Raw genomic sequence first — 13766 nt, forward strand, 5'->3', positions numbered from 1 at the left:
GAGTTGAGTTATTTCAGCCTGAGTCTGCTCAAACCGTTCCGCTTCCATCTCCACACCCAGGACGCGGCGATTATGCTTCAGTGCGGCTTTCAGTGTCGCTCCGGATCCCATAAAGAAATCAGCAACCAAGTCACCTTCGCGGCTGCTGGCTTTTATGATGTGCTCCATCATTGCGGCTGGTTTCTCACACGGATGTTTGCCGGGGTAATACTGAACCGGCGGGAATGTCCACACATCGGTATAAGGCACATCAACTGATACCGTAAAGTAACGACGTAACAGCGAATACTGATCTGCCAGTTCGTGATATTCACGCCTGAGTGTGTGTTGCTCACTGACCAGATCATCATGTTCACGGCATAAAGGGTTATTCCGCTGACAATCTGCGGCTGCCTGCTGAAAAAGTGCCTGTAATTTCCGGTAATCCGCTTCATTCGGTAACTGCCACTGACTGTACCCGAACCAATGGGATGACATCTGCTTGCCGGTTACCTGCTCAATTTCTTTTGCCGTGATACCCAATGCATCACGCGCCTGCCGGAAATAGTCAATCAGTGGGGTAAACACATTTTTCTTCAGTTCAGCCTGCCGCTGGTGGTACTCACTACCCTTTCCTTTGACCGGCCCCTGATAATGCTCTGCAAACAGAACCCGCTCAGTAGACGGAAAAAAACAACGTAGGCTTTCTTTGTTTTGCCGCCGCCACGGGCCGGAAGGTTTCGCCCATATGATATGACTGAGAACGCTGAACCTCTCCCGTAACAGTATTTCTGTATCTGAGGCCAGACGCGAACCACAAAACAAGTACAGGCTGCCGTTTGGTTTCAGTACCCGCCAGAACTCAGCCAACATTTCGTCCAACCACGATAAGTATGCATCGACATTTTCCCACTGGTTATCCCAGGCACATGTTTTTACCTGAAAATACGGCGGGTCCGTGGCGATTAAATCAATGCAATTATCCGGGAGGGTTTTGATATAGCTGAGTGAGTCGTCGTTGACCAAATTAATACTGTTTAAATTAACAGTGTTTTTCATAGATCCGAGTAACCTTTTTTGTTAAGCTCCCTTTGCTTTGTGCACACAAGCAGTGGGCCTTGGTTTATCCGTGATCACACAAACGGGTGAATGGCTGGGAAGGTGCTACCAACACCCACCAGCCGCCCATTTCACAGCATGAGAATAGTTAAAGGTGAGAAATCTCACCTTTTAATTTCAGGCATAAAAAAACCCCGCGAATGCGAGGTTTAGAATTTATTCAGTGCGGATATGTATAGAACTCCCACTATGGGTAGATACTAAGGCATGTTCGGACAAAATGCAATAGCGTTATTGTGAACTGGCTCGGACTTGCCCTTGACGGCCCTCCCCGCCAGCACACAATCAGATCTGACGGTCTGCTTTGAGCTAGGAGCTGACATTTCAAGTGGACATGATTAATTTCCCAAAAGGAACCGCATCCGAAATTACAAAGCATGGGTATATATTATTATCAAATTTAGAATAAATAAAAATCACCCTCACTTACATTATCCAAAACGGGTGAATTGTTAATTGCATCCATTGTAATTACATATATTAATTCGTGATTGTTAGCATTATGTTTTCCCAAAAAATGCTCTATTTTTGATTTGCATACGATTTTTTCAGAGTTTGTTATTTTATACTCAGCACCAGGTTGCAATAAAACTTCTTGTTCTCTGAGCTTATTGTGATTTCCTTCCATAAGAGCCATCCCAGTATTTATGGGACAATTTATTATCAATATCACTGGAGTGCCAGTTGGCGGAACAAATCCCTGCAATACGTTAATATCTCTTGTGGTAGATAAAAAAGCAGGATACCTAAACGATAATCCCAAGGAAACTTCTGCGCCACTCGGCGTGAATTCGGCAGTTGATGTCATCCTATATAAACATAGTGGGTTATTATTTTTTGCTCTAAAAATACCATTAAGTTTATTGAACTCAGTTTGGTATTCGCCGAGATCTAATCCAGCTCTCAACATCCCATTCAATACAAAAGAATTTTTATTTTGCGAACTTTTATATAAATCATAAGCGCCTTGCAGAATTGAACCATTTTGTAAGGTTCCAAGATGTTTATAAAAATCACTATCTGACGTCATTGGGAGCTCCTTGAATAAATTTTTATTGTATATTTATCTTACAATCTAAGTGCTGAAGCATGCAATTTCATTCGAAGTCGCCGCCCACTTCTTGGCACAGAGCTGACTGTCAAATTAGGTTTGGCTCTGTGCCGTGATTGTGTCAGGTTAAATCTAATACAGTTATTGGCTATCGGGTGATGCCATTAAACAACTGCTCCGCCCGGCTCTCTTCAATATGGCATTTCCCTGTCAGCCCTTCATAAAACGGCTTCCAGTTTCTGCGCCATGTTCTCTCGTTTAAATCCGGCGCCAGGTGTTTTATCGCCTGATAAGCCACTGACGACGGCACACGCTTATACCCTCGCCCTGAGCATCTCGGGCAGTCTTTGAATACCGGTGCGCCCTGTAACCCGCTCTGTTCTTCGTCGTACACCTTACCCCGCCCTTTGCAGCGGCAGCGGTGGGTTAACTGCCCTTTGCCGTTGCAGGTCACACACAGTTCATCCACCAGTTCATTACGCACTATCGGCTCAACAATCACGACACCTTCCATATTAGTGATGCCCGGGTGCTTCACCACCTCTTTCCGGCGATAAATCAGCCCTTTTCCGCCGCAGTCCTGACACTGGCAGACCGAACCTGCTGAACGGGCGTAATCCTCAAATGCCATTGCAGACAGAATCTTCATACACTGGGCAACGCGATTACCGGCCGCTTTGGCCACCAGCTTTGGTACCGTGCGCAGGGCGTACTGCGTCAGTGCTTCAACAGTCCTGAATTTATCTTCAATACTGACATCATTTTTACCAAAGAACGCATGCATGCCGAACGCGGCCCGCTGTGATGCCATACCCATTGCCGCTGCCGAATCCATGCCTTTCAGTCTGTCCGGGGCCGTGGAGTCTGAGCTGTCACTGAATGTCGGTGACTTCGGATGAAATTGTTTTAATGCGCTTTCGAGTTTCATTACGCAGCCTCCTGGTGCTTTTCCCGGTAAAATGTCAGTTCACGAACTTCGCTTCCGTCGCGGATCAGATCATTAAAATCACCTTTGTCCGGCCAGCGGACGCTAACCTTCTCCACGTCATTGTTTGCCACAAGGTTACGTTTGGCACAGGCAAAAGCCGCTGCGTGTCCGGTTGCGCTGCCCCAGTCAGCATCAGCAAAAACAATCAGGTGGGTCACTCCTTTCGGTGCAGTGAATTTATCCATAAATCCGGCATTAATCGTTGCCCAGGTATTTACCCCGTAAACCTGTTTACAGGACAGTGCTGTCTCTATTCCTTCTGCCACTCCCAGCGTGGATGCGACCGGAAACATTCGGATCGCTACCGACTCGGCATAATCCAGATAGTTATCTTCCTGCAGCCTTGTCATGCGCTTTACCACGTTGATATCGGCCTTCCGGTCACCGTCCAGATACGTGCGGTGCAGATAACACAGCTGGCCTTTTGAATCCGTGGCCAGCGCCCACATGGCCTGATAGTTGATAACCGCCATACCTTTACGGGTCGGCTGTCTCTCACAAAACCGGATATGTTCTGCCGGTAACGTAAATATGCCCCGGTTTTGCAGGTAGCCCACCGCTGAGGTGTCTTTCAGATCAGGCATCTGAGCATAGCAACTGATAAATTTTTCACGGTCTGAACGGGTATTGCTGCTGACCGGCTTCGGAGCCTCTTTTCCCCGGTTATTTCCGAGCAGCTGATCAATCTCGTCTGCCAACTGCTTAAAGCTCTTACCCTGCGTTTTTTCCAGTAACTGAAATCCGGTACCGGAACTGCAGGTGCAGATATACGTTCCCCGGCCGTCCTGATCATCTATGCGGAATTTTCCCTTTTTCTCACATATCGGGCACTTTCCTTTATGGTGCCGTTTCCCAGTGATCGGCGGCAGCCCGTAGTACGCGAAAATCTTTCCCCACTGGCCCTTTGCTGCTTCGGCTGTATTCACAATAATTCTCCCTGCTGTGCGTTTTTATTCAGTTGCTGTTTTAACTCTGTGATTCTCTGCGGCATCAGTGCTTCGGTTTTCTGTTTGCGCTTAACCCACTGAATGCGTTTGTGCGTGATGAAATTGGAGACCTCCGGGGTGATTTCCTGCGGTGTGGCATGCAGGCTGCGTGGCCATTCACCGAACTTGTCCCTGAAGGTATTGGAGACCCACCCGTCACTGACCGGCTTTCCTTCGGTGGCGCGGATGTTCTGGTAATATTTGAGCTGGGAGTAAAAACTCTGTTTGTCTTTGGTGGTATAAACCTTTTCGGATTTGCCCATTTTTTTGATATTACGGGAGGTATCAACATCAACGTCTTCACCGGCCAGCGGTTTAAAACCGCATTTCGGGCAGACGTAAACACCGGCAGGCTTCATGTAGTGACAGGATGTGCATTCCTTCGGCTTTTTCTCCCGCTTTTCCTGGTCACGGACAGACGATGACTCCTCCAGACCGTCACTTTTCCCCGGCAATTCGTCATATTCGATATCATCAGGAAACCCCAGACGGTGTACGGATCCGGAGTGATCGAAAATAAGGCATTTATCTTTGCCTTGTGCTTTACGCAGACCCCGACCGAGACACTGCACCCAGCGAATTTCCGATTTGGTCGGACGGGCGTAAATGATGCACCGGACATCACTGTCAAACCCGGCAACCAGTGTGCCGACGTTCACGATGATTTTTGTTCCGCCCTGTTCAAAGCGGTGGATGATAAGCTGACGCTCTTCATGCGGTGTGTCTGCGGTGATGATCTCTGCATTCACACCCGCCCGGTTAAACGCTACCGTGACAAAATTTGCATGGCTGACGGTCACACAAAAACAGATGGTCGGCAGGTTCTGACCGTTGGCCAGCCAGTTACTGACCACATCACCAACCAGATCCGCACCCGACATAATTTCAGCAATGTCAGCCTCTTTGTAATCGCTGCCATACTCTGCGCTGCTGGTGGATTTAACCGCAGAAAGGTCCGGCTTTGTCGGGGCGTAAAACTCATACGGACTCAGGTCCCCGCGTTCGATCAGTTCTTTCATCGTGGTGGGTTTGATCAGTCTTTCGTAATACGTCCCCAGAAACGGGGAGAATGGCGTACCGGACAGGCCAATCACCTTAAATTCATTATCGCGGATAACTTCCAGCAGTTTTTTACGGCGCAGATGGGCCTCATCGATAAACAGCAGGTCGATGTTGTCCGGGAATTCACGGCGGATCAGCGTATCGGCTGAGGCAATCTGGATCAGTCGTGTAGGGTCATAGTTCGGATGATCACGCCAGACAAAACCGATATCTTCCATCGGAATGCCATAGTCCTGAAACCGGGTAGCGGTCTGCTCAATCAGGATCGTGTACGGCACAACAAACATCACCCGCATATCACGGCTGTTGCAACCGTGCGTGATGAATGCAGCCAGCGCCGTTTTGCCGCTGCCGGTCGGACTGCTGATCATGAACGTGCGGTGTGACTTCCACTCACTGCGCAATAACCGCAATGCTCTTTCCTGTGCAAAATTTGGTGTGATAGTTAACATACCATTACCTCAATTTTATCGACCAGGTAGCACTGCCAAGGAGAGAGGGTATTTTTTACAAATGGACGTCTATACGTCTGATGCCATTTTTAACCCCTACAGAGATCTATCTTTAAGATCTGAGTCCTTCCCTTGGCAGTGCCTTCCCCTACACCCCTTTCAAAGATCACCCCCCTTACCCCCCTAGAAAGTTTCCCCCTCTTCCCCAAACCGGAAAACCATCCAGACGGCTAAACGTCTTAACCTCCACACCTCCTGATAATTCTTATCCCGCAACTTTCGGCGGCTCAGCTGTGTAACCCTGAATCGCCGGGTAGTGCTTCTCGAAATACAATCTCAGCCACCTGTTTGCTGCCCGTGCTCCGGCATTGGCCTTCACGAACGACACTGGTTCTTCTTCGCTGCGGATCTGAAACACTTCCGAATATTTGAACTTCGCGTACTCCCGCATCCGGAACGGCATCTGTGTCAGAATTTCCTGTATCCACGCCGCATCTCCCGGATGATGAAGCTCGGGGAGATCAGTTGTTGGCGTGTTGTATGTCTGGCACATAAAAACCGCTATCAGGCTTATTCGGGAATGGCTTAACTTCTTCCGCACCGACAATCTCGCCATCCACTCTAATAACAAAAATTTTTCTATTAGTTTTTAGTGCCTTATTGATTGCACTCTGTTGAACACCAAACAGGTCAGCAACCCTTTTTTGCCCTAGCGTTGAAACCAGCACTGACAATTCAATTTTTTCCATGACCATTCCTCCTTCGCTAATTATCACCGCTAATGATAAAATAATCAACACCGGCGGTGATTGTTTTTATTTCCAGAGGTGATATTATTGCCGCATGAAAAAGAAACAACTGACTGATGAACAGAAAGCAGATGCCGTTCGCCTAAAATCACTCTTTGAATCAAAAAAGAAAGATTTGGGACTTTCACAAGAGATTCTTGGCGAAATGCTCGGGATGGGGCAAAGCGGAGTGGCTCAATTGTTAAATGGTGTAAATGCCATTAATCACGAGCATGCTGCTAAGTTTGCTAAAATACTGAACGTTCCCGTTGAGGACATAAGCCCATTTCTAGCCAAAGAAATTAGGGAGGTATACCAGTCCGTTTTATCAAACTCAGAACAGACCATTAATACTTACGAATACCCTTTGCTTTCGAAAGTACAGGCGGGGTCATTCACTGAAAATGATCACTCCTACACGGAAAAAGATGCCATTTCATGGATCCCCACAGCCAAGAAAGCAAGTGATACCGCGTTCTGGTTAGAGGTTGAAGGACACTCAATGACAGCCCCTCAGGGTGGCAGGCCTAGCTTCCCAGAAGGCATGCTGATATTAGTTGACCCAAAGGAGAGTGTTGATGCTGGGGACTTCTGCATTGCCCGGATGAATGGCGATGAGTTTACATTTAAACGATTAATTAGAGATGCCGGACGAGCATACCTTGAACCACTAAACCCCAGATATGAGCTAATACCCTGTGGAATTGACTGTCATATTATCGGAAAAGTAGTTAAGTCTCAGTGGCCTGACGACACATTTTAACCCCTTCCTCATACAACCAAGCCCGCACAATATATGTGACGGGCTTTTTTTTGCTTTTTATTCCCTGAAAAATCAGATGTATAACCTATAGTGATAAAATAATATCACCGGCGGTGTTGACTTATTAATTACCTGCGGTGATACTAAAAACACAAAGCAACTTTAGGGGTATAAAAATGCCCATTATACATTATATATCAAATAGTGATGTGCCGAAACCTGACACCTATACAGCGGTTAATCAGATGTTCACCTTTCGGTTCTTTGCTATCAAGCGCATCGACCAGAACGCAAAACCTGAATGCAAAGAGGTGCAGGCGCCGGATTTACGGTCCGCAAAATTACAACTTGTCCGTGATTATATTTTATCGCTGGCAACACAGATCCCAGTCAAGGCGGTGTGATATGGCGCATGAAATTAAATTGGAGACGGCGGCCAATAAAGCAGCTCAATTAAACGCCTTATTGTTCACGATTAGCGGTGAATTCACAGGCAACCCGATAACTGACAACCTCATTGAACTGGCTCATGAGTTATCTGACAGCGTCGCCTGCTGGCTGATTGAAGAAAACGCACAGAGAAAGGAGTCGTGACATGTCACAGAAAGCAATTCCCGATCGTGCGCAACTCATAGATGTATTAACCAGAGTTAAGGCATTTACAACGGCTGCGCAATACCTGACCCGCGATAAAGAAGAACGCCGGTTATCACTGGAATTACTTTGCCAGGCAGAGGCCGAAATTGATGAGGTTTTGGAGAAAGAAAATGGCTAAATATACTTTATTGGTTGGCGAATTATCTAATTTCGAAACAGCTGTCGAAATTAATGAAGAATTACAAGCTCTTCTTATTCCTTTATTAACTGCTGTTGAAAATGAAGCACAAACAGATACACATTTAATGCTCCGTACTTTACAACGTCTGGTATTTTCCCAAATAAAATCACTAGATGGGCTTGGTGAAATTTTAAAATAAGGGTTTCATTATGCAAAGACGCAATAACGAAAGATATATAAATTACAACGAAAAAACAATCAATCAAGTTAACGAAACGCCAAAAGCGAAATACATTCTTGAGTTTGAACAGACAAGAAACCCAAGATGGACATGTAATTTATATAAATTAGCATCTAATAATTATGAATTGGTTGATTCATTTTCTGATTACAGCAAAATTTCAGGTCAAAGCAAGGTTATTTTCAGTCTTCGCCCTGAGCTTGGTTATCGTGCATATGTCTTTTTTAACTTTGGAAAACAATCATGACTAATAAATTTGAAGCAATCGAAAAAGCATCAAAGGGTGAAATCACTATCGAAATGCGCCCAGTGTATGTTGTATCAGGTGCCGCCCGTGCCCGGCTTACAGAACGTGCAGCGCTGAATAAACTGGCATCACTGATTACACAGCGTGAATTCCACAAAGATGGCCGCCCCACAAATGAGCCTGACATGTTAGTTAAAAATGAAAACGGTGATGAAGTTGTCAGACGCGGCGAACCTACTGCCTCGTTCATGGGATTTAAAGACGGCGTTCTCATTTCTCTTCTTGATAGCCTGAGACAGGAGAAAGAAATCGCCAAGTTGGAAAAGAAATATCAGGCAGTAAATGATAAATCACAGCTGCTGTTAAAAGAACTCATTGCCGCCCAGAATAAATAACAAAATATTGAATTAACTTTAATTACAGCGCCTGCGCTGGGGAATCCCTTTATCTCAAATCAGGATATCTATTATGGAAAATAACAATATTTTATCAAACAGAAGAAAATCATTCACTGATGCTTTCTTTCATCATCTGAAAAAGAAAGGTAAAGCAGCATCATTTAAACGCTCTGTAGATGGTGTGCAATATCAGATTGATTTAGATGCTGAGGTACTGACTCAGGCGCTGATATCACTTTATGAAAATAAAGCATGTAAAAACGCGGGCTATACCGTACAGCAGATACTTGACTCATATGCCAACTACTACAACAAAAATGGAAATATCACACCAGATGGGGAAATGTTTATCAGTTTAATTACAGAGTTAATTGCCGAGAACATGCACAGAAAGGAATTTAAGAATGAGCCAGTTTAATGACCTGATGATATCAGGCAGCAGCTTGGAAAAACGGAAATTATATCGCCGTGCAGCAGAGCTATATAACAAGGCATTTCATTTAGCCGCGCCCGGTAACGGTGCCGTATTAAGCAAGCAGGAAAAAACAAGTAAACAGGCAATGGAACGCTGCCTGATTAAATCAAAAATTAAAATCGTAGAGGGTCTGTGATGGGCAAAAGAAAACGCAGCAGAACACAACAAGGTTTTGCGGGCATGACTATACCTCAGGGCATGAGTTTAGAAAGGGATGACGTTAAAGATTATACCAATGTCTGCAAACACCTATCTCAGTTTGAAAAACACGGCGATGAAATTCGGATGCCATTAAACAGACAGCAACGCCGGTTAGCCAAAAAATTAAAAATTGAATTAAAGGAAGTTTAATTATGAACGAATTAATCACACAAAATCAGCAACCGATGATGTCCAGTCGCGAAATAGCGGATCTGACAGGTAAAAAACACCATCACGTTGTTCGCGATATTGAAAAGATGCTTTGCGACCTCGGGATTTATTATCCAGAAATGGATGATTATGATTTCAAAGGTTTTTTTATTCACCGAGGGGTTTTTCGGGGCCGTAAAGTTATTGAATCTATCGACTTAGACCTGGATCTAACGATGACATTGACTATGGGCTACAAGGTGCAACTCCGGCACAAAATAGCCAAACGCTGGCGCGAACTGGAAACCGGCACTGCGAAACCGGCAGTAACCCCGGCGCTATCGAAAATTGAAATTCTTCAGATGGCCCTTGAATCAGAAGAGGGCCGCCTGGCAGAAAAAAAACGTGCAGATATTGCAGAACGCACCAAATCACAGATCAGCCGCAAACGTGAAGCTTCCGCGCTCGGAAAATTAAGTGCCGCTACCCGTAAAAATCGTGAGTTAGCCGAACGGCTGGGTGAAAGCGCAAAGCAGGCTACTGTTACCGCCGTACAGAATCTGACAGGCAAAGAGTACAGCCCATACCCAATGCGTAAATGGTGCAAGGAGCGTGACATTGTTCCGGATATTGCCCCTGATCCGCGATGGGGTGAGGTAAAGGCATGGCCTGCCGGAGCATGGCTTGAAGTACACGGTGTGGATCTGAAAAAACTCTTTGGTGTGAAGTGAGGTGATGAAAATGGAAACGACAAAATACGCAGTAACTTACCTGGGCAATTATCCGTGTGGCCACCGTCATGCCCTGACTGTCACAGTGACGGCTCAGGATGCAGGTTCGGCTATTGAAAAGGCACTGGAATCACTTACTGATGATCGCATTACCTCAACCAATCACACGCTTTATGCCGTAATTCCGGTCGGATTCGATACCAGTATGACGGCTGAAATCGCCATGTGCCCGCCACGCAGTGAGATTGAACTGCAACCCTGCCCTTTCTGCGGCAATGACGATATCGAACTGAACAGTACCGGCTGGGATGGTGAATACCTGTATACCGTTCGCTGTGACTGCTGCGGGTCCAGCCAACCGGAAGACACTCTGGAAACTGCCCTACGTGTGTGGAACCAGCGCGAAACAGGAGAAAAAGCATGAAAGAAAAATTACCATTCATAGATGCCGGATTACTGCGTGCTGCTCTTACCCTGATTGCTGCAAAAGACGATCCGCGACCGGTAACCAAAGCCGTTCACATTAACGGTGAATTTATCGAGTCAACCAACGGACATGCCTTGGTTCGGATGAAGCACAATGCGTATTTTCACCATGATATCGTTGTGCAATTTAACGACCCCGTCCCTGATGATGCTGAGTTTGCTGAAATCAAAGTGCTTGATGATGGTCGTTGCGTTGTTGTGTATTACCGTGAGGAAACAGAAGCAGAATTTGTGCCGTTCGACATATTTGCGCTGACCCGCAGCTCAGAGACATATCCTGATTTTGATATTTTTCTGAAAAGTGAATTTGTAAAAAACGTCCTGCCGCCGGTTAGTGCCAAATACCTGGCATTACCTTACCTGATGTTCGGTGCCGGTGTTGTGGATGCAACATGTACAGAAGACGGGAAAGCCGTTCTGTTCAACATGGACCAGTTTACCAATGAAATATTCGGTGACCCACAGCTCGTTACCATGGCAATTATGCCAGAGTATCTCGACGTCTGCCGTGCAGCCTGTGAAGAAGGTATGGGGGACGAATGAAAATCGAATTTATCTCAAACGGCAACATAGCCAAGGTGGTGATCCGTTCCTTCATCACCGAACACCGGAAACTGAATCGCCTGATCGATGTTGCCTTATTTCATGAGCCGGTCAACGAATCAACCACTGGCCTGTTTTTCCGCGTGACGACCCTGTACGGCAAACAGAACCATGTCCGCCGGGCACATAAGATTATCTGCCGGGAGGTGTCACTATGAGCCAACAGGCAAAGGATTACGAAGTGAGTGTGTACGATCATCCGATGATTAAAGCGATCCACCATGTCGATGACGGGCGGGATTACAGCCAGCGGCTCATTCACGATATGCGCCAGCGGCATTACATCAGAGCGGGGATATACCTTCCCCGACCACCAGCGCCGCAGGTCGTTGCGCCAAAGTTAACCCCGACAATGACGGGTAAAAAACGGAATAAGAAAGTCAGGAAGGTGAGCCATGAAAACAACTGATCTGCACCTGGTGCAAATTATCACGGCCGCCGGCAATGACCCATCTGATATTACGGATGCTGTCTGGGCTGCCGGTTACCGGAAAACAGACTTTACTACTGAGCAGGTTATCGAAATGGCAGTCAGTCAGACCGCTGATACCGTGCTGAACGGCTTCCCTACTGACACACTGCCTAAAACGTTGGATGACCTCAGCCAGTACCACCTGAGCGGTATTATCTTTGAGGCAAAATGGGAGGGTGCGCCTGCAGCAATGGCAAATGCAGTATTGATGAACGGGTATAAAAAGGAGTGTGAGAAATGAGCGATACCAGCAAACAAGAATCACCATGGTTTAAAACCAGCGATCTGGCCGAACGGTATGAAGTGAAGCCCCACACTATCAGGGTTTGGGCTGGTAACGGGAAACAAAAACGTAAAGGCTTCCCGAAACCGAAATTTAAATCAACTGAATTGGTTTTTCTCAAACAGGACATTTTTGACTGGGAGAATGGTAAGCAATTTTAGTCAGTTTATCCCACCACTCCTCATACCCTTTTCTCTGATCGTTCAGGTAGGTGTGCTTATCGTACACCTGCCATACTCCAGGTAATTTATGCCCGATCATAATTTCTGCAACATGTGGCATGGTGATTTCAGACATACGGGTTCGCATAGTTTTTCTCAGATCATGTATAGACCAAGTGGTGTATTCATCAAAATGGGGAGCCATTTTTTTATTAAGCAATGCGGAAATATAAACGTGCCCACCCTGTGTTAATTTTCCGCCGTTAGGTGATGGCAGAAGATATTCACTACCATTGTTAATGGCGACCAATTCACGCAGCAACACTTCAGCCGGGTCAATTATCGGACGCAAAATTGGTTTTTTACTTTTATGCCCGGTTTTATGATTTTCCGGTGGAACAGTCCAGACCCGTTCTGTGAAATCAAAATGCTTAACTTTGGCTTTCATCAATTCGCCAATTCTATTCCCGTAGAGTAGACACAACTTAATAATACAGCGGTTTCTGAGGTTGTAGCGCGGCTCATCTATCAATGAAAATAACAGCCTTATTTCTTCATCAGACAGAACCCTTTCACCTTGATTTTCAACAATACCAAGATCTGCAGATGAAATTCTCTCCAAAGGAGAGTTATTAATCACGCCACGACGGATACCCCACGCATGGGCTAGTTTCGTATTTTGCAATACTTTATCAGCCACTGCCGGATACCGTTCGGCCAGTGCTTCAATCAATGAAAGCCACATATGCAGATCAGTTTCATCATGCGGATACCGCCCTATTTTTGGAAATACATGAATCTCAAAGGAGCGGAGGATCTGTTTGGCGTTAACCTTCACACCGTCCATGGATTTTTCCCACCATAAACGAATTACTACCTCAACAGTTTTCGCCGTAACTGCCTGCTGTATTTTATTCTGCTTTACGACACGCGGGTTTCGCAATTGCTCAAGTTCACCGCGATAAAACAGAGCTGTCTCCCTGGCATCTTTCAGGCTGGTAGCTGGATATGTCCCTATATCAATTCTTTCGGCTTTTCCATCCCAGCGGTAACGAAACTGAAATATAACCTTTCCCTTTGGGGTTACCCTGACTGATAACCCATCCCGGTCAGCCTTTGTTACTATTTTTTCCGCAGTTTTACCTGATACAGAACGGAGCCATGAATCTGTTAATGCCATATCTCTTAACCTCAAAAATTAGCTGTTAAGATAATATTTTATGTACACAGATATGTACACATTTTTCATGATTTAAGGAAAAGCAAGATGACTACTTATGACTAATCATGATACTAAATCAATAAAATACCTCATAAATACAATAAAATAAAATACATCCCATATATATCCA

25 protein-coding genes are annotated in these 13766 nt (G+C 45.7%); 17 read left to right on the forward strand and 8 right to left on the reverse strand.

Annotated features, from left to right (window positions below; genetic code table 11):
• The 7 genes from N7387_RS16420 to N7387_RS16450 form a co-directional block, all read right to left on the reverse strand.
• Positions 1–1038: site-specific DNA-methyltransferase (locus N7387_RS16420; protein ID WP_279800315.1), on the reverse strand; the 1038-nt coding region annotated here is incomplete at its 3' end.
• Between the two features lie 460 nt (positions 1039–1498).
• Positions 1499–2128 carry a hypothetical protein gene (locus tag N7387_RS16425; RefSeq protein WP_279800316.1) on the reverse strand — a complete coding sequence of 210 codons (630 nt, stop codon included), beginning with the start codon at positions 2126–2128 and terminating at the stop codon, positions 1499–1501.
• 169 nt (positions 2129–2297) lie between these two features.
• Positions 2298–3077, reverse strand: coding sequence for an antitermination protein (locus tag N7387_RS16430; protein WP_279800317.1), 780 nt, complete (start codon positions 3075–3077; stop codon positions 2298–2300).
• Positions 3077–4063, reverse strand: coding sequence for a toprim domain-containing protein (locus N7387_RS16435; RefSeq protein ID WP_262868499.1), 987 nt, complete (start codon positions 4061–4063; stop codon positions 3077–3079). The genes N7387_RS16430 and N7387_RS16435 overlap by 1 nt, the downstream gene beginning before the upstream one ends.
• Positions 4060–5637: a DEAD/DEAH box helicase gene (locus N7387_RS16440; protein ID WP_279800318.1), complete on the reverse strand. Its 1578-nt coding sequence runs from the start codon at positions 5635–5637 to the stop codon at positions 4060–4062. Before N7387_RS16440 ends, N7387_RS16435 begins: the two co-directional genes overlap by 4 nt.
• 265 nt (positions 5638–5902) lie before the next feature.
• Positions 5903–6190, reverse strand: a complete 288-nt coding sequence (locus N7387_RS16445) for a hypothetical protein (RefSeq protein WP_279800319.1) — start codon at positions 6188–6190, stop codon at positions 5903–5905.
• A complete protein-coding gene (locus N7387_RS16450; RefSeq protein ID WP_279800320.1) occupies positions 6159–6392 on the reverse strand; it encodes a Cro/CI family transcriptional regulator in 234 nt (77 codons plus the stop codon). The genes N7387_RS16445 and N7387_RS16450 overlap by 32 nt, the downstream gene beginning before the upstream one ends.
• An 88-nt stretch (positions 6393–6480) precedes the next feature.
• On the opposite strand from N7387_RS16450, the gene N7387_RS16455 reads away from it, so the two are divergent.
• The 17 genes from N7387_RS16455 (at position 6481) to N7387_RS16535 (ending at position 12414) form a co-directional block, all read left to right on the forward strand.
• Positions 6481–7188 carry a LexA family transcriptional regulator gene (locus N7387_RS16455; protein ID WP_279800322.1) on the forward strand — a complete coding sequence of 236 codons (708 nt, stop codon included), beginning with the start codon at positions 6481–6483 and terminating at the stop codon, positions 7186–7188.
• 176 nt (positions 7189–7364) lie between these two features.
• Entirely contained in the window at positions 7365–7592 is a 228-nt protein-coding gene (locus tag N7387_RS16460; protein ID WP_279800323.1) for a host cell division inhibitor Icd-like protein, read from the forward strand.
• A 1-nt stretch (position 7593) separates the two neighbouring features.
• Positions 7594–7782: a hypothetical protein gene (locus N7387_RS16465; RefSeq protein ID WP_195433393.1), complete on the forward strand. Its 189-nt coding sequence runs from the start codon at positions 7594–7596 to the stop codon at positions 7780–7782.
• Between the two features lies 1 nt (position 7783).
• Positions 7784–7963, forward strand: coding sequence for a hypothetical protein (locus N7387_RS16470; RefSeq protein WP_279800325.1), 180 nt, complete (start codon positions 7784–7786; stop codon positions 7961–7963).
• Positions 7956–8165 (forward strand): hypothetical protein, encoded by a 210-nt coding sequence (locus N7387_RS16475; RefSeq protein WP_279800326.1) that lies wholly within the window; start codon positions 7956–7958, stop codon positions 8163–8165. Before N7387_RS16470 ends, N7387_RS16475 begins: the two co-directional genes overlap by 8 nt.
• A 10-nt stretch (positions 8166–8175) precedes the next feature.
• On the forward strand, positions 8176–8454 hold the full coding sequence (locus N7387_RS16480; RefSeq protein WP_279800328.1) for a hypothetical protein: 279 nt from the start codon (positions 8176–8178) through the stop codon (positions 8452–8454).
• Complete coding sequence (locus N7387_RS16485; RefSeq protein ID WP_279800330.1) at positions 8451–8849, forward strand: hypothetical protein; 399 nt, start codon at positions 8451–8453, stop codon at positions 8847–8849. The genes N7387_RS16480 and N7387_RS16485 overlap by 4 nt, the downstream gene beginning before the upstream one ends.
• Before the next feature lie 73 nt (positions 8850–8922).
• On the forward strand, positions 8923–9270 hold the full coding sequence (locus tag N7387_RS16490) for a hypothetical protein (protein ID WP_279800332.1): 348 nt from the start codon (positions 8923–8925) through the stop codon (positions 9268–9270).
• The gene (locus N7387_RS16495) at positions 9257–9463 is read left to right on the forward strand and encodes a hypothetical protein (RefSeq protein WP_279800333.1); all 207 of its coding nucleotides are present in this window, start codon (positions 9257–9259) and stop codon (positions 9461–9463) included. Before N7387_RS16490 ends, N7387_RS16495 begins: the two co-directional genes overlap by 14 nt.
• The gene (locus tag N7387_RS16500) at positions 9463–9678 is read left to right on the forward strand and encodes a hypothetical protein (RefSeq protein ID WP_279800334.1); all 216 of its coding nucleotides are present in this window, start codon (positions 9463–9465) and stop codon (positions 9676–9678) included. The genes N7387_RS16495 and N7387_RS16500 overlap by 1 nt, the downstream gene beginning before the upstream one ends.
• Before the next feature lie 2 nt (positions 9679–9680).
• The gene (locus N7387_RS16505; protein ID WP_279800336.1) at positions 9681–10409 is read left to right on the forward strand and encodes a Rha family transcriptional regulator; all 729 of its coding nucleotides are present in this window, start codon (positions 9681–9683) and stop codon (positions 10407–10409) included.
• A gap of 10 nt (positions 10410–10419) precedes the next feature.
• A complete protein-coding gene (locus N7387_RS16510; RefSeq protein ID WP_279800338.1) occupies positions 10420–10833 on the forward strand; it encodes a Lar family restriction alleviation protein in 414 nt (137 codons plus the stop codon).
• Entirely contained in the window at positions 10830–11438 is a 609-nt protein-coding gene (locus tag N7387_RS16515; RefSeq protein WP_279800339.1) for a hypothetical protein, read from the forward strand. The genes N7387_RS16510 and N7387_RS16515 overlap by 4 nt, the downstream gene beginning before the upstream one ends.
• The gene (locus N7387_RS16520; protein ID WP_279800340.1) at positions 11435–11656 is read left to right on the forward strand and encodes a hypothetical protein; all 222 of its coding nucleotides are present in this window, start codon (positions 11435–11437) and stop codon (positions 11654–11656) included. The genes N7387_RS16515 and N7387_RS16520 overlap by 4 nt, the downstream gene beginning before the upstream one ends.
• Positions 11653–11907: a hypothetical protein gene (locus N7387_RS16525; RefSeq protein WP_279800341.1), complete on the forward strand. Its 255-nt coding sequence runs from the start codon at positions 11653–11655 to the stop codon at positions 11905–11907. The genes N7387_RS16520 and N7387_RS16525 overlap by 4 nt, the downstream gene beginning before the upstream one ends.
• Complete coding sequence (locus N7387_RS16530) at positions 11894–12211, forward strand: hypothetical protein (RefSeq protein WP_279800342.1); 318 nt, start codon at positions 11894–11896, stop codon at positions 12209–12211. Before N7387_RS16525 ends, N7387_RS16530 begins: the two co-directional genes overlap by 14 nt.
• The gene (locus N7387_RS16535; protein WP_279800344.1) at positions 12208–12414 is read left to right on the forward strand and encodes a hypothetical protein; all 207 of its coding nucleotides are present in this window, start codon (positions 12208–12210) and stop codon (positions 12412–12414) included. The genes N7387_RS16530 and N7387_RS16535 overlap by 4 nt, the downstream gene beginning before the upstream one ends.
• On the opposite strand, the gene N7387_RS16540 is transcribed toward N7387_RS16535, so the two are convergent.
• Complete coding sequence (locus N7387_RS16540) at positions 12371–13594, reverse strand: site-specific integrase (protein WP_279800345.1); 1224 nt, start codon at positions 13592–13594, stop codon at positions 12371–12373. The genes N7387_RS16535 and N7387_RS16540 overlap by 44 nt on opposite strands.
• Positions 13595–13766: the final 172 nt, after the last annotated feature.

The organism is Morganella sp. GD04133 (assembly GCF_029835375.1).
Taxonomy (GTDB): Bacteria; Pseudomonadota; Gammaproteobacteria; order Enterobacterales; family Enterobacteriaceae; genus Morganella; species Morganella morganii_B.

Excerpts from the sequence above, each read along its gene's own strand:
- N7387_RS16530 (WP_279800342.1), top strand. The coding sequence starts at position 11,894 with ATGAAAACAACTGATCTGCACCTGGTGCAAATTATCACGGCCGCCGGC.
- N7387_RS16495 (WP_279800333.1), top strand. The coding sequence starts at position 9,257 with ATGAGCCAGTTTAATGACCTGATGATATCAGGCAGCAGCTTGGAAAAA.
- N7387_RS16440 (WP_279800318.1), bottom strand. The coding sequence starts at position 5,637 with ATGTTAACTATCACACCAAATTTTGCACAGGAAAGAGCATTGCGGTTA.
- N7387_RS16475 (WP_279800326.1), top strand. The coding sequence starts at position 7,956 with ATGGCTAAATATACTTTATTGGTTGGCGAATTATCTAATTTCGAAACA.
- N7387_RS16490 (WP_279800332.1), top strand. The coding sequence starts at position 8,923 with ATGGAAAATAACAATATTTTATCAAACAGAAGAAAATCATTCACTGAT.
- N7387_RS16460 (WP_279800323.1), top strand. The coding sequence starts at position 7,365 with ATGCCCATTATACATTATATATCAAATAGTGATGTGCCGAAACCTGAC.
- N7387_RS16540 (WP_279800345.1), bottom strand. The coding sequence starts at position 13,594 with ATGGCATTAACAGATTCATGGCTCCGTTCTGTATCAGGTAAAACTGCG.
- N7387_RS16480 (WP_279800328.1), top strand. The coding sequence starts at position 8,176 with ATGCAAAGACGCAATAACGAAAGATATATAAATTACAACGAAAAAACA.
- N7387_RS16500 (WP_279800334.1), top strand. The coding sequence starts at position 9,463 with ATGGGCAAAAGAAAACGCAGCAGAACACAACAAGGTTTTGCGGGCATG.
- N7387_RS16510 (WP_279800338.1), top strand. The coding sequence starts at position 10,420 with ATGGAAACGACAAAATACGCAGTAACTTACCTGGGCAATTATCCGTGT.
- N7387_RS16535 (WP_279800344.1), top strand. The coding sequence starts at position 12,208 with ATGAGCGATACCAGCAAACAAGAATCACCATGGTTTAAAACCAGCGAT.
- N7387_RS16470 (WP_279800325.1), top strand. The coding sequence starts at position 7,784 with ATGTCACAGAAAGCAATTCCCGATCGTGCGCAACTCATAGATGTATTA.
- N7387_RS16430 (WP_279800317.1), bottom strand. The coding sequence starts at position 3,077 with ATGAAACTCGAAAGCGCATTAAAACAATTTCATCCGAAGTCACCGACA.
- N7387_RS16455 (WP_279800322.1), top strand. The coding sequence starts at position 6,481 with ATGAAAAAGAAACAACTGACTGATGAACAGAAAGCAGATGCCGTTCGC.
- N7387_RS16445 (WP_279800319.1), bottom strand. The coding sequence starts at position 6,190 with ATGTGCCAGACATACAACACGCCAACAACTGATCTCCCCGAGCTTCAT.
- N7387_RS16485 (WP_279800330.1), top strand. The coding sequence starts at position 8,451 with ATGACTAATAAATTTGAAGCAATCGAAAAAGCATCAAAGGGTGAAATC.
- N7387_RS16425 (WP_279800316.1), bottom strand. The coding sequence starts at position 2,128 with ATGACGTCAGATAGTGATTTTTATAAACATCTTGGAACCTTACAAAAT.
- N7387_RS16520 (WP_279800340.1), top strand. The coding sequence starts at position 11,435 with ATGAAAATCGAATTTATCTCAAACGGCAACATAGCCAAGGTGGTGATC.
- N7387_RS16465 (WP_195433393.1), top strand. The coding sequence starts at position 7,594 with ATGGCGCATGAAATTAAATTGGAGACGGCGGCCAATAAAGCAGCTCAA.
- N7387_RS16525 (WP_279800341.1), top strand. The coding sequence starts at position 11,653 with ATGAGCCAACAGGCAAAGGATTACGAAGTGAGTGTGTACGATCATCCG.
- N7387_RS16450 (WP_279800320.1), bottom strand. The coding sequence starts at position 6,392 with ATGGTCATGGAAAAAATTGAATTGTCAGTGCTGGTTTCAACGCTAGGG.
- N7387_RS16515 (WP_279800339.1), top strand. The coding sequence starts at position 10,830 with ATGAAAGAAAAATTACCATTCATAGATGCCGGATTACTGCGTGCTGCT.
- N7387_RS16505 (WP_279800336.1), top strand. The coding sequence starts at position 9,681 with ATGAACGAATTAATCACACAAAATCAGCAACCGATGATGTCCAGTCGC.